Annotated in this window: 11 protein-coding genes; 2 read left to right on the plus strand and 9 right to left on the minus strand. The window is 69.0% G+C overall.

Annotation, left to right across the window (positions count from 1 at the left end; genetic code table 11):
* The first annotated feature begins 145 nt into the window (after window positions 1-145).
* The gene (locus tag IRZ30_RS11085) at window positions 146-451 is read left to right on the plus strand and encodes a hypothetical protein (RefSeq protein WP_294085155.1); all 306 of its coding nucleotides are present in this window, start codon (window positions 146-148) and stop codon (window positions 449-451) included.
* 70 nt (window positions 452-521) lie between these two features.
* On the plus strand, window positions 522-1,004 hold the full coding sequence (locus tag IRZ30_RS11090; RefSeq protein ID WP_294085156.1) for an N-acetyltransferase: 483 nt from the start codon (window positions 522-524) through the stop codon (window positions 1,002-1,004).
* Window positions 1,005-1,122: 118 nt separating this feature from the next.
* On the opposite strand, the gene IRZ30_RS11095 is transcribed toward IRZ30_RS11090, so the two are convergent.
* The 9 genes from IRZ30_RS11095 to IRZ30_RS11135 all read right to left on the minus strand — a co-directional run bounded on the left by IRZ30_RS11095 (window position 1,123) and on the right by IRZ30_RS11135 (window position 12,412).
* Window positions 1,123-2,133 carry an inorganic phosphate transporter gene (locus IRZ30_RS11095; RefSeq protein WP_294085158.1) on the minus strand — a complete coding sequence of 337 codons (1,011 nt, stop codon included), beginning with the start codon at window positions 2,131-2,133 and terminating at the stop codon, window positions 1,123-1,125.
* Window positions 2,126-2,764 carry a DUF47 family protein gene (locus IRZ30_RS11100; protein ID WP_294085160.1) on the minus strand — a complete coding sequence of 213 codons (639 nt, stop codon included), beginning with the start codon at window positions 2,762-2,764 and terminating at the stop codon, window positions 2,126-2,128. The genes IRZ30_RS11095 and IRZ30_RS11100 overlap by 8 nt, the downstream gene beginning before the upstream one ends.
* 819 nt (window positions 2,765-3,583) lie before the next feature.
* On the minus strand, window positions 3,584-4,081 hold the full coding sequence (gene leuD, locus IRZ30_RS11105) for a 3-isopropylmalate dehydratase small subunit (protein ID WP_294085162.1): 498 nt from the start codon (window positions 4,079-4,081) through the stop codon (window positions 3,584-3,586).
* A complete protein-coding gene (locus tag IRZ30_RS11110; protein WP_294085164.1) occupies window positions 4,078-5,352 on the minus strand; it encodes a 3-isopropylmalate dehydratase large subunit in 1,275 nt (424 codons plus the stop codon). The genes leuD and IRZ30_RS11110 overlap by 4 nt, the downstream gene beginning before the upstream one ends.
* Window positions 5,353-5,641: 289 nt before the next feature.
* Window positions 5,642-7,540, minus strand: a complete 1,899-nt coding sequence (locus tag IRZ30_RS11115; protein WP_294085165.1) for a hydantoinase B/oxoprolinase family protein — start codon at window positions 7,538-7,540, stop codon at window positions 5,642-5,644.
* 5 nt (window positions 7,541-7,545) lie between these two features.
* Complete coding sequence (locus IRZ30_RS11120; protein ID WP_294085166.1) at window positions 7,546-9,600, minus strand: hydantoinase/oxoprolinase family protein; 2,055 nt, start codon at window positions 9,598-9,600, stop codon at window positions 7,546-7,548.
* Window positions 9,601-9,660: 60 nt separating this feature from the next.
* A complete protein-coding gene (locus tag IRZ30_RS11125; RefSeq protein WP_294085167.1) occupies window positions 9,661-10,554 on the minus strand; it encodes a hydroxymethylglutaryl-CoA lyase in 894 nt (297 codons plus the stop codon).
* A complete protein-coding gene (locus tag IRZ30_RS11130) occupies window positions 10,554-11,759 on the minus strand; it encodes a CoA transferase (protein WP_294085168.1) in 1,206 nt (401 codons plus the stop codon). The genes IRZ30_RS11125 and IRZ30_RS11130 overlap by 1 nt, the downstream gene beginning before the upstream one ends.
* Window positions 11,756-12,412: a GntR family transcriptional regulator gene (locus IRZ30_RS11135; RefSeq protein ID WP_294085169.1), complete on the minus strand. Its 657-nt coding sequence runs from the start codon at window positions 12,410-12,412 to the stop codon at window positions 11,756-11,758. Before IRZ30_RS11135 ends, IRZ30_RS11130 begins: the two co-directional genes overlap by 4 nt.
* Window positions 12,413-13,069 lie beyond the last annotated feature (657 nt).

Below are 13,069 nucleotides of genomic sequence, written 5' to 3' on the forward strand. Positions count from 1 at the left end.
TATGTGTATACGCGCCTGGGGGGGGGCGGCGCCCGGGGCCGCCCCCACCCCCGCCCCCTCTCCCAACGTTGGGAGAGGGGAGAACTCGTGTGGGATGCGGTGCGACACCCACGTTCCAACGCACATCGGATGAAAGGAAACGACCATGGACGGTGCGAGCGACTTCGCCAACGGCATCGTGCTGCTCGGCGTACCGGCGGTGGTATTGGTGCCGCTGGTCGTGGAGGGCCTGAAGCGGCTCGGCATGCCGTCGCAATGGGCCACGCCCGCGGCGGTCGTCGCCGGGGCGCTGGTCGCGGCATTGGCAGAGGCACTGACCATCTGGCCGCAGATCGCACCGGGCGTGCGCGTCGTACTGGCTGCGATCGTGCTCGGTTTCGGCGCCAGCGGGGTCTACTCACAAACCCGAACCTACCGCCGGGGCCGGTCTGCCGACCACGCCCGGGAGTGACGGGACTATAATCGGGCGTGCGGTGCCACGGTGGCCATGGAGCGCGTGGCCTGAAGGCAGGGAGCACAAGGTGGCGGGGCGAGCGATAGAGATCGTGCGCAGCGTCGATACCGGTACGGCGCGCGTGGAGATCGCGCTGGCGAGCCTGCGCGACCTACCCGCGCTCCACGCCCTCCAGCGCCGCTGCTTCAGCGAGGGCCAGGCCTACGGCATCGCTACGCTCTTCGCCCTCTACCTCTGGCCGCGGGCGCAGATCCTCGTCGCCTGGGCCGAGGGGCGCATCGCCGGCTGCGTCGTCGCCGACCGCAACGGCGACCGCACCCGCATCCTCAACCTGTGTGTGGACCCCGACTTCCGCCGCCGCGGCATCGGCGCGTTCCTCCTCCAGACGGCGGAGGAGGTGCTCGGCGCCCCCAACGTGACGCTCATGGTGGAGGACAAGAACACCGGAGCGCAGGAACTCTACCGGCGCGCCGGGTACATCCCGGTCGCCGACCTCCGCAACTACTACGGCCGCAACCGGCACGGGATCCTGATGCAAAAGCGGCGGTGAGTGACGTCACGCGTCGTGCGTCATACGTCATGCGTCATGCGTCCCCCTCACCCCCGGCCCCTCTCGGACGGAGCCCACCAGGGGAGAGGGGAGCTTGACGCATGACGTGCGCCGTTCCTCACTGCGCGCCGGTGATCAGGTGGAGCGCGGAGTAGACCAGCCAGCCGAGGATGGTGCAGACGGGGAGGGTGATCACCCAGGCGGAGACGATCCGCCCGGCAATGCCCCAGCGCACGGCGGACAGGCGCCGCGTCGAGCCGACACCCATGATGGCCGTGGAGATGACGTGCGTGGTCGAGACCGGTATGCCGAAGCGGCTGGCAACCTCGATCACCGTCGCAGCTGCGGTCTCGGCGGCGAAGCCGTGGATCGGCCGCAACTCGACCACCTTCAGCCCCATCGTCTCGATGATGCGCCAACCCCCGATCGCGGTGCCCGCCCCCATCGCACCAGCCGCCGCCAGAATCACCCAGAGCGGCACAGACCACTCGTCACCCGTCCAGCCGTAGTAGCTGGCGAGTGCCATGGTGATCACGCCCATCGTCTTCTGCGCGTCGCCCAGACCGTGGCTGTAGGCCATGTATGCGGCCGAGAGCACCTGGAGCCGCCCGAAAATGCGAGAGACTACACTGGGCCGCACCCGCGCGAAGATCCAGAACAGGAGCACCATCAGCGCGAAGGCGCCCAGGAAGCCGAACAACGGCGAGAAGAAGAGCCCCTCGAAGGTGCGGGTCAGCCCACTGACGATGATCGACTCAAAGCCGGCTGCGGCGATGCCCGCGCCGACGATCGAGAAGATCAGGGCGTGACTTGAACTGGAGGGGATGCCGAAGTACCACGTGACGAGGTTCCAGGTGATCGCCGAGATCAGTGCCGAGATCACGAGGAGCTGGGTGGCCACTTCCGGAGGCACGATCCCCCGGCCAACCGTGTTGGCCACCGCAGTGCCCGTCAGCGCGCCCACGACGTTGAGGATGGCCGCCATGGCGACCGCTTTGGCCGGGGTGAGCACCCGCGTCGCCACCGACGTGGCGATGGCGTTCGCCGTGTCATGGAACCCATTGATGAAGTCGAAGACCAGGGCGAGGGCGACGACGACGATCAACGCCATGAGAGCCTGATCAGGCATTCTTGAGTACGATTCCCTCCATCGTGTTCGCCACGCTCTCGGCGCGATCGGTCGCGTCCTCGAGCAACTGGTACAACTCGCCCCAGCGGATCGCTTTGATGAGGGCAGGGATATCCTCAACGCCATCGTAGAGGACGGCGAGCGCCTGGCTCAGCGCGTCGTCCGCCTCGTTCTCCAGCCGGTTGATCTCGACCGTATAGCGCAGAACGCGGTCCCGCTCCTTGGAATGCTCCAGCCGCGGGACCGCCTCGGCGAGGATCTGCGCCTGCTCCAATAACACCTTGCCGAAGAGCGTCGCCCGGTCGTTGCGCTCGGCAATCCGGTAGAGGTGAATGCGCCGGCCTGCTTCTTCGATGTAGTCGACGAAATCGTCGATCTGACTGGCAAGGTCGCGGATGTCTTCCCGGTCAATCGGTGTAACGAAGGTGCTGTTGAGGGAGTGGAAAACCTGGTGGGTGATCTCGTCGCCCCGATGCTCGAGGTCGCGCAGGCGTCGGGCCTTGCGGTCCACGTCCTCCATCGTGGCGAGCATGTCGGCGAGTACCTCGGCGGTCTCGACAGCGTTGGCCGCGGCTTCGCGGAAGAGGGTGAAGAACTGCGCATCACGGGGCAGAAACCGCGCCAGTACCATCTACGCTCCCTCTCTCCGCTCCCGCTGCATGGTCGCGCACGGCCCGCCGAGACCGGCCGACCACCGTGCATGCATCGATCGCAAGAGCACAGCCAGCGGCAGGGTAAACGGGCATCCCGCCCTCCCTAACGGGACAGCGTCCGGTGCCCCCGGACGCCCCGCGGGCCGCGCGCCGCAGCAAAGAGTGTAACGTAGGTGCGGCGGTTCACCAATAGCATACGCGCCGGACCGCGCCTCGCACCCCAATCGGAACCACCCGCAGCACGAACCGCTAGCGGCCCTCTTCCATCTTACCCCGACCGGGGCCGGTCGTGTGCGACGGGACTGCGTGGGTGGTGCGTGCCCGGGGCTGAAGCCGCCGGGCTCACATTGAAAGCCGGCTGAAGCCGGCTGAGAACCCTGGGGCCGAGCGGTGGCCGAACCGGGCACGCCGGGATATCGCCATTACAGCCCCTTCAGTGGGCTTGCCCCGCTTCAGCCCGGCGGCTTTAGCCCCGGGCACCTGCCTCGGCGCGGGGATCCTTACACCACCCCATCCTCGGTATGCATGGGCCGTGATTGCAACCCGGTTCCGCGACATCCCATGCGGCGGCTCAGGCCGTCGCACTCCAAATCCCCCAGCCGGCTTCAGCCGGCTTACATTGTGAGCCCGGCGGCTTTAGCCCCGGGCACCTGCCGCGGCGCCGGATCCTTCACGCCACCCGCCCCTGGACACATGCGACAGCGCGGGGATCCTTACGCCACCCACCGCGGCCCCAGGACAGCAATCCGCGCCATACCAACGCGGCGGCCTGAGCCGCCGCATGCCAATACCCCGCCCTACCCCGCCTCGGCCAGGCGGCGACGCGCCCAGTCGACCAGGCCGCCGGAGGCGAGCATGTCCCGCATGAAGGACGGCAGCGGCACGGCCTGGAAGGTCGCGTCGCCCACGTGCACCGTCCCGGTGTCGGTGTCGATGCGCACGGTTACTCCCGGCTCGGCGGCATCGACCGCCTCGGGGCAGACGATAGCGGGCAGACCCAGATTGATGCAGTTGCGGTAGAAGATGCGGGCGAAGCTCTTGCCGAGCACGCAGCGGATGCCCCAGGCGAGCATCGCGTGCGGCACGTGCTCACGCGACGAGCCGGTGCCGAAGTTCTCGCCCACGACCAGGATCGTCGGCCTGCCGAGCTGGTCGCGCAGGCTCGGGTCCAGCCCCTCGAACAGGTACGGCTTCATCTGCTCGGGGTCGGCGATGTTGAGGTACGAGCCAGGGTAGAGCACGTCGGTGTCGATGTTGTCCTGCCGGATAACGACGGCGGCGCCTTCCAGAATCATGCCGGCACTCCCTCCGCGACCGCGCTGGGCTCGATGATCTCCCCGGCGACGGCCGCCGCCGCGGCGACGTAGGCGTTCGCCAGGTAGACCTCGGCGTCGGACGAGCCCATGCGCCCCTTGAAGTTGCGGTTGGTGGTGGCCACGGCACGCTCCCCGGCCGCCAGCACGCCCATGTGCCCGCCGAAGCAGGCGCCGCAGGTGGGGGTGGAGACAATCGCGCCCGCCGCGACGAACTGGTCGATCAGCCCCTCCGCCAGCGCCTGGCGGTAGACCTTCTGCGACGCGGGCACGATGATGGCCCGGACGTCCGGGTGCACCCGGTTGCCGGCCAGGATCGACGCCGCCTGCCGCAGGTCGGTGATGGTGCCGTTGGCGCAGTTGCCGATGTACACCTGATCGATCTTCCGCCCAGCGGCCTCGGCCACCGGCACGACGTTGCCCGGCGAGTGGGGCTGCGCGATCAGCGGCGGCACACCGTCGAGGTCGATCCGCACCCGGCGGGCGAACGACGCATCCGGGTCCGAGCGCTCCGGCTGCCAGGGCCGATTCGTGCGCCCGGACAGATAGGCGGCGGTGACCTCGTCCGCCGGGAAGAGGCCGGTCTCGGCCCCGGCCTCGACCGCCATGTTGGCGACCGCCAGCCGCTCGTCGATGCTGAGCGCCGCCGCGCCCGGGCCGACGAACTCCAGCACCGTGTTCGTCCCGCCGCCAACGCCGATCGCGTCGATCACGGCCAGGATGAGGTCCTTGCCGGTCACGAAGGGGCGCTTGCTGCCGGTGAACGTCACCTCGATCGTCGCCGGGACCGTCTGCCAGAAGCTGCCGAAGACGAGGCAGGCGGCGATGTCGGTCGAGCCCAGCCCGGAACCGAAGGCGCCGAGGGCGCCGTAGGTGCAGGTGTGCGAGTCGCCCCCGGCAATGACCGAACCGGGGACGATCCAGCCGTCCTCCACCAGCACGGTGTGCTCGATGCCGCCCCTCCCCTGCCCGTAGTAGGTCACGCCGTGCCGGTCGGACCATTCTTTCAACTGGCGCTGCAAGTCGGCCGAGCGGGCGTCCTTGGCCGGGGCGAAATGATCGGCGACCATCACAATCTTCGCCGGGTCGAAGACGGTGCTGGCGCCCATCTTCTCCATCATGCGGAAGGCGACCGGGCCTGAAACGTCGTTCGCCATGACGAGGTCGCAGCGGACCATGACGATGTCCCCAGGCGCCAGGTCGGCGACGTCGCTGTGGGCCAGGAGGATCTTCTCCGCGAGCGTGTGTGGCATGGGTTCCCTCCAGGTCAGCGAGCGGTGGGAAAACGGCGTCGTGTGCAGGTAGTTTACGTCAAGACTGGACAGCGCGGACACATCCCCTGCTACCCAGCGCCACGCACAGAACCAGCCCCGGAGGATCTCGCATCGAGGTTTGTGCCCGGCGGCTTGAGCCCCGGGCACATGCCGAGCGGTGGAACCCTCTCACCACCCATCCCGTGTCCCCACTCCCGCGCGGCTGATCCCGCGCCATACCAAAGCGGCGGCCTGAGCCGCCGCACTCCACAGTCGCCGTTCAGCCGGCCTAGCTCACCCCGTTGAGGCGTGTCCGGCCGAGCTCGTGGGAGAGCCACTCGTTGAAGGAGCGGCGCGTCGCGGCGACGATCCGGCTCAGCTCTTCGAGCGGCGGGAGGTCGCCGTGGTCGAACTCCGGCAGCGGCCCGCGGGTCGCGCGGATCTTCGCCCGTTCCGCCTCGGTCGCAGCGGCGTCGACCGAGCCGTCGTCCTTCAGGACCACGCCGTAGTCACGCCGTGCGGCCTCGCGGCTGACCAGGTTCCAGCGCACATCCTTGGCGACCAGCTCCGGGTCCCGTTCCAGCGGGTCGCCGACCCCGCCGGCGCCGGCCGTCTCGAAGATGAGCCGGTCGCCCGCAAAGACCGGGACGTCGCGCACTTTGGACGGCAGTTCGACCGTCTCGCCGTTGGCGCGGATGAGGGTCTTCTTCGACGACGCGCCCGGCTTGCCGCCGCCCACGCCGTAGGGATAGGTGTGGTAGCGGTCGTCCTGGTAGGTGATCCGTCCGTCGGCGAGGAAGCGGTAGACCTTCTTGATGCCGCAGCCGCCGCGGTAGAGCCCCGCGCCACCGCTGTCGATGCGGGCACGGTACTCCTCGACGATCAGCGGGTAGTAGGTCTCCATGTACTCCGCGGGCACGGCCAGGAACTCGGGCCACCAGGAGTGCCCGTCCAGGCCGTCCTTGCCCATGATCGCCGGGATCCCGCCGTAGAGGATCTCCATCGTCTGGAACGGCTCACCCGTCGGCTTGACGCCGGAGTACACGAAGTTCGGGCTGGTGCCGTAGGAGCCGGAGACCTGGAAGCCGATCGCCTTGGCGTAGACCGCGCCGAGCACGTCGAACAGACGCGCCATCACCACCAGCCGGTTCGAGAGCGGCGCCGGATCCTTCGGCTGCAGCACGCTCCCCTCGGGGATGGTGACGTTGATGATGTCCTCGTAGCCGTCGTTGAACAGGATGGTCGGGTCGAAGGCGGAGATCAGGAACACCCCGGCGAACATCTGGAACATCCGCTTGTTGAGCAGGAAGTTCACCGGCCCCGGCACCTGCGCGTCGGTCCCGGTCCAGTCCAGGTTCAGGGTGTCGCCTTCCCGCCACATCGCCAGCTTCAGCTTGATCGGCCCATTGCCGAGGCCGTCGTCGTCGGTGTAGTCCTCGAACTCGAAGCGCTGGCCCTCCGGGATGTACTTGCGGATCAGCTCGATCACGCTGCGGCGGGTCCGGTCGAGGAGCGCGTCGCAGGCCTCGAGGTACGTATCCTTGCCGAAGCGGTCGCAGATGTCCTTGACCCGCTGGGCACCCGCGGCCGTCCCGGCGGCGATGGCCATGATGTCCGCCCGCGTTTCGCGCGGGGTGCGCGAGTTGTGGCAGAAGAAACGCAGGACATCCTCATTGAGTTTGCCGCCGTCGTAGAGCTTGACCGGCGGCATGCGCACGCCCTCTTCATAGATCGAGCGGGCGTCGATGGGGATGCTCCCGGCGGTGCTGCCGCCGACATCCATCAGGTTGCCCCACTGGAGGGCATAGCCGATGTGGTCGCCGTCGTAGAAGATCGGGCGCACCAGCAGGATGTCGGGCAGATGGGACGTGGAGCCGTCCATCATGTACGGGTCGTTGGTCGCGATGACGTCGCCGTCCTTGAGGTCCTCGACCCGATAGGGCGAGTGGGCCAGAACCGTGTCGACCGGGCTGCCGAACTGCCCGACGATCATGCGGCCCTTCCGATCGGCGATCAGGGGAAACTCGTCCGCCTGCTCACGGATGATCGGGCTCACCGCCGTGGTCACCAGGACCCGGTCCATCTCGTAGCGGATGTTCTTCAGCGCGTTCTCGATGATGTCGAGCGTGACCTGGTCGATGTTGTGCTCGCGGACGAAGTCCGGCAGCGGCTTCTCGTGCAGCACCATCTCGCCTATGCCTCCTCGATCAGGATGTTGCCGTAGGCGTCCACAGTCCCGGTGTAGCCCGGCTCGATGACGGTCGTGGTGTCGTGCTGGATGACGATCGCCGGACCGGCCAGCACGTGGCCCGGGAGCAGGTTGGCGCGGTCGTAGATTCCGGTGTCCATCCAGGTGCCGTTGAAGTAGACCTGCTCGTGCCGCTGGACCGGCGCGTCCCCGGAAGCCCGGCCGTTGGTGCTCGCCGTGAGGCTCACACCTCGGATCGTGCCGCGGCCGACCACCCGGATCGTCGCGATCTCCAGCGGCGAGTCGGGCAGGTCGAAGTTGTAGCGCTGCCGGTGCGCCTGCTCGAACCGCTCGCGCAAGAAGGTGCAGGCCTCACCGTCCACGATCTCCGCCAGATCGAAGCGGCAGGGGATCTGGATGTTCTGCAGGTAGTAGCGGCAATCGGCGTAGAGATCGAAGGCCTTCCGGTCCTCCGGCACGCCCTCGCTGTCGAGCCACTCGTTCGCCTGGGCGATCAGGCGCTGCACCGTCGCGGCCAGCTCCGATCCCGGCGTCTCCTCGGCGACGCGCAGGTACGTCTCGGCGAACTCGTTTTGAATGTTCGACGTGAGGAAGCCGAAGGCGCTCATCACGCCGGGGCTGGGCGGCACGATCACCGAGCGCGAGTGGATCAGGCGACCCAGCGCGTTGGCGTGCATCGGCCCCGCCCCGCCGAAGGCGATCAGCGCGAAGCGGCGCGGGTCGTGGCCGCGCTCGACGCTCACCACCCGCAGCGCGGCGTGCATGTTCTCGTTGACGATGTCCAGGATCGCGGAGGCCGCCTCTTCCACGCTCATGCCCAGCGGGTCGGCGATGGTCTTGACCGCGCGCCGCGCGGCGTCCTCGTCCAGTTTCAGCGTGCCGCCGAGCGCCACCCCGGGCGGGATGCGGTGCAGGACCACGTTGGCGTCGGTCACGGTCGGCTGGGTTCCGCCGCGGCCGTAGCAGGCCGGGCCGGGATCAGCCCCGGCGCTGGCCGGGCCGACCTGCAGCGCGCCACTGGTGGACAGGAAGGCGATCGAGCCCCCGCCGGCCCCGACGCTCTGCACGTCCACCGCCGGCACCTTGAACTGGTAGTAGCCGAGCTGGATCTCCCGGCGGATGATCGTCTCCCCGCCGAGCACCAGCGAGACGTCGGTGCTCGTCCCGCCCATGTCGAGCGTGAGCACGTCGGGCACGCCGATCACGCGCGCCAGGTAAGCCGAGCCGGTCACACCGCCCGACGGACCCGAGAGCGCGATCTGGATCGGGCGATCGATGACCGCCTCGGTGCTCATGTTGCCGCCGTCGGAACGGACGACGGCGAGCGTGCCGCCGAACCCCTTCTCGCCGATCGAGGAGGCGAAGTTCCGCATGTAGTGCATCGTGCGCGGGCGCACGGCAGTGTTCACCACCGTGGTCAGCGTCCGCTCGTACTCGCCGTACTCCTGCCCCATGTCGGAGGAGATCGACACCGAGAGGTCCGGATACAGCTCACGCGCGATCTCGCGGGCGCGGCGCTCGTGCGCGGGGTTGATGTACGAGTTGAGGAAGCCGATGGCGAGCGCCTCAACGCCGCGGTCGACCAGCGTCCGGATCGCCGCGCGGACCTCCTCCTCGTCGAGCGGCTGCAATACCGTGCCGTCGGCGGCGATGCGCTCGGTGATCCCGATCGTGTCGGTTGGGTCGGCCGGCGGATCGGGCTTGACCAGCGTCATCCAGCCGTAGAGCGGCCCCGGCGTCCAGGCACGTGCCAGGTGCAGGATCTGCTCGTGGCCCTTCGTCGTGAGCAGTCCCACCCGGGAACCGGTGCTGGTCAGAATCATGTTGGTCACGACGGTCGTGCCGTGGAAGTGGAGGTGCAGGTCCGAGAACCCGATCCCGGCCCGCTCGCAGACCGCCTGAATCCCGGTAACGATGCCTTTCGAGGGGTCTTCCGGCGTGGAGAGCACCTTGCCCTGGATCAACTCCCCAGTCTCTTCGTTGAAGAGGAGGACGTCGGTGAAGGTGCCCCCCACGTCCACAGCTACGTTGTACGCCACGAGCCCATCTCCACTTTCCCTGACGGATGTCGGCCGTCAGCTCCCCGGTCCCCCGCCGGCCTACCCAGCGACCGGCGCGAACCCTCCGGCTCGATAGACCTGGCCGGGCAGCTCCCGTCCCAAGCGCTCGGCCAGCCACTCCGCGCAGGCGATGAGCGCCTGCAAATCGATCCCCGTCTCGTACCCCATCCCGTGGAGGAGGTAGACGAGATCCTCGGTCGCGATGTTGCCGGTGGCGCGGGGCGCGAAGGGACAGCCACCGGTGCCGCCGACGGACGCGTCGAGGATCATGGCCCCCGACTCGACCGCCGCCAGCGCGTTCGCGATCCCGGTATTGCGTGTGTTGTGAAAGTGGCACCCGACGGTGGCGCCGAGGGCGCGCGTACCCTCGACCAACTCCCGCACCTGCCGGGGCACACCCACGCCGATGGTGTCGGCCAGGATGATCTCGTCCGGCCCGGCCGCCTGCACCTGCTCGGCGATCTGCAGCACCCGCTGCGGCTCGACCCGCCCCTCGAAGGGGCAGCCGAAGGCGACGCTGAGCGTCACGCTGATGCGCAGGCCGTCTTCCCGCACGCGGGCGACCAGCCGCCCGGCCAGCGCCACCGAGTCGGCCACGGTCGCGTTCTGGTTGCGCAGCCCGAAGGTGTCGGTCACGGGGAAGGCGTAGTGGATCTCGTCCACCCCTGCCGCCACGGCCCGCTCGTAGCCCCGCTCGTTGAGCACGAGCCCGGCGTAGATCGTCCCCGGGCGACGCTGGGTCGCCGCCAACACTTCCTCGGCACCGGCCATCTGCGGCACCCGCTTGGGGTTGACGAAGCTGGCGGCCTCGATGCGCGGCAGCCCGGCCGCCGCCAGCCGGTCGCACAGCTCTGCGCGCACCGCCGGCTCGAGGATCGTCGCCTCGTTCTGGAGGCCGTCGCGGGGACCGACCTCAACGATCGTCACCCGCATCAGATCACCCCCCGCTCCTGCAGGCTCGCCTGCTCCTCCGGGCTGATCCCGAGCAGGTCGCCGTAGATCTCGGCGTTGTGCTGGCCGAGGGCCGGGCCGGTGCTGCGCACGGCCCCCGGCGTCTCGCTCAGCCGCGGCACCACGTTCTGCATCGGGATCGGGCCGATCTCCGGGTCTTCCACCCAGACGATGTTCTCCCGCGCCGCGAACTGCGGATCCTCCATCATGTCCTTGGCGGTGTAGACCTTCCCGGCCGGAACCCCCGCCTCGTGCATGGTGGTCAGGATCTCCTCGGCGCTCCGCTGGCGAGTCCAGTCGGCGATCATGCCGTCCAACTCCTCCATATGCTCGCCGCGCGCCTGGTGGGTGGCGAAGCGCGGGTCGTCGGGCCACTCCGGGTGGCCGATCGCCTCGGACAGCCGCCGGAAGACGTTGTCGGCGTTCCCGGCGATCAGGACGTAGTCCCCGTCCTTCGTCGGGTAGATGTTCGAGGGGGCCACGCCCGGGATCGTCGAGCCGGTGCGCCCGCGGATGTAGCCGGTGAGGGCGTACTCCGGGATGGTGCTCTCCATCATGGCCAGCACGGCCTCGTAGATGCCGACGTCAACGACCTGTCCCCGCCCGCCGTTGACGTCGCGGTGGTGGAGCGCGACCAGGGCTCCCAGCGCGCCGAAGGTGGCGGCCAGCGAGTCACCGATACTGATCCCGACTCGCGTCGGCGGCCGATCGGGGTAGCCGGTGACGTTCCGCAGCCCGCCCATGGCCTCGCCGATGACCCCGAACCCGGCCCGCTGGCTGTACGGGCCGGTCTGGCCGTAACCCGAGACGCGGACCATGATGAGCTTCGGGTTGATCTCGCTGAGCCGATCCCAGCCCAGCCCCCAGCGCTCCAGCGTGCCCGGCCGGAAGTTCTCCACCAGGATGTCGGCGGTGGCGATCAGGCGCCGCGCGATCTCCTGCCCCTCCGGCTCGCGCAGGTTGAGCGTGATCGACTTCTTGTTGCGCGCGATCACCGGCCACCAGAGGGAGCGGCCGTCCTTCCGGTGCTGGCCCCAGGCGCGCATCGGGTCGCCCACGCCGGGCGCCTCGACCTTGATCACCTCGGCCCCGAAGTCGGCCAGGAGCTGGCCGCAGAAGGGTCCGGCCAGCAGGACCCCCATCTCGATCACCCGCACCCCGGCCAACGGGCGCTCTGCCACGGTCATGGCATCTCTTCCTTCAGCTTCTGGATCACGAAGTCTCGCCCCCCGTAGATGTGCTCGCGCATGACGATCTCCGCCCGCGCGGCATCGCGCTCCCGCAGCGCACGCAGGATCTGACGGTGGTAGTAGTTGGAGATGGCGCGCTCCTGCGGGCCGTACCAGAAGAAGGACTTGAACACGAGTGGCACCTCGACGGTGCGGCGGACGAGCTTGTCGAGGTGCGGGTTCCGGCTGGCCTTGATGACGATCTCGTGGAACTCCTGGTTGTACTGCACGAGCAGGCGCGCCTCCTCATCGCGACTGGCGCGCGGCTCCTCGCTCAGGTGCTCCATCTGCGAGGCCAGCTCCTGCATCCGCTCCAGCTCCGCCTCGGTGATCCGCGTGGCCGCGCGTGCGGCTGCGTGGGCCTCGAGCACGGCACGCAGGTCGTAGAGATTCCACACGTCGTCGATGCCGAAGGCGCAGACCGTCGCCCCGCGATGCCGGACGATCTCGACAAGCCCCTCGGCCTCAAGCATCGTCAGCGCCTGGCGGACCGGCGTCCGGCTCACACCCAGCCGCTGCGCGATGTTCTCCTCGACCAGCCGCTCCCCCGGACGGTACACCCCGCCGAGGATGAGCTGCCGGAGCTGCTGGTACACGTCGGCGCTGCTCACCCGCTCGCTGCTACGCGCCGCGCCACCCGGCGCACGCGCGTCAGCCCTCCCGTCGTGCCTGTCTCGTTGGTTGTATACAACCATCCTAATGAGCACCTCCACCACTGTCAAGTGGGGATACCTGGGCGACCGGCACCCCCGGCATCGAACCGTTCGTCGCGTGCACGATGCGGCATCGGCCTCCGCCAACCCGCCGAACAAGCACGAGCCGACCTCGCAAACCGCCCACGCACGACAATGTATACATTCCGCCCGAACGAGCGCCGCCAGCGCTCACCAACACTGGGCACAGCCCGATGAATTCCGCGACAGTATCGCATTGCGTCGCGTGACCGGGGGATTGCCCCCGACTCAAATGGCGAAGCCGGCTTTGGAGTGCGGCGGCCCAAGCCGCCGCTTTCGTATCGCGCGGCTGGGGCCGCGCGGCGGGATTGGTTCCGCGTCGGTGTCGTGTCACCAGCCGGGTGGGCGCGATGGCTCCCGCGCCGCGATCCCGTTCCGAGACGGGTGATAGGAGGTTCCTGCGCGGTGGCACGTGCCGGGGGCAATCGAGACTGATGAATTGTCCAAGGATCTCGCCGCTCGGCGCGGGGCCGGGGGGGGGCGCCCCCCCCCACCCCCCGGGGCGCCCCCCCCCACCCCCCGGCCGCCCCCCGG

It is taken from the genome of Sphaerobacter sp., assembly GCF_019683595.1.
GTDB lineage: Bacteria > Chloroflexota > Chloroflexia > Thermomicrobiales > Thermomicrobiaceae > Sphaerobacter.

Bases quoted from the DNA above. Each gene is read 5' to 3' on its own strand.
- IRZ30_RS11085 (WP_294085155.1), top strand. From the start codon at position 146: ATGGACGGTGCGAGCGACTTCGCCAACGGCATCGTGCTGCTCGGCGTA.
- IRZ30_RS11095 (WP_294085158.1), bottom strand. From the start codon at position 2,133: ATGCCTGATCAGGCTCTCATGGCGTTGATCGTCGTCGTCGCCCTCGCC.
- IRZ30_RS11100 (WP_294085160.1), bottom strand. From the start codon at position 2,764: ATGGTACTGGCGCGGTTTCTGCCCCGTGATGCGCAGTTCTTCACCCTC.
- leuD (WP_294085162.1), bottom strand. From the start codon at position 4,081: ATGATTCTGGAAGGCGCCGCCGTCGTTATCCGGCAGGACAACATCGAC.
- IRZ30_RS11110 (WP_294085164.1), bottom strand. From the start codon at position 5,352: ATGCCACACACGCTCGCGGAGAAGATCCTCCTGGCCCACAGCGACGTC.
- IRZ30_RS11115 (WP_294085165.1), bottom strand. From the start codon at position 7,540: ATGGTGCTGCACGAGAAGCCGCTGCCGGACTTCGTCCGCGAGCACAAC.
- IRZ30_RS11125 (WP_294085167.1), bottom strand. From the start codon at position 10,554: ATGCGGGTGACGATCGTTGAGGTCGGTCCCCGCGACGGCCTCCAGAAC.
- IRZ30_RS11130 (WP_294085168.1), bottom strand. From the start codon at position 11,759: ATGACCGTGGCAGAGCGCCCGTTGGCCGGGGTGCGGGTGATCGAGATG.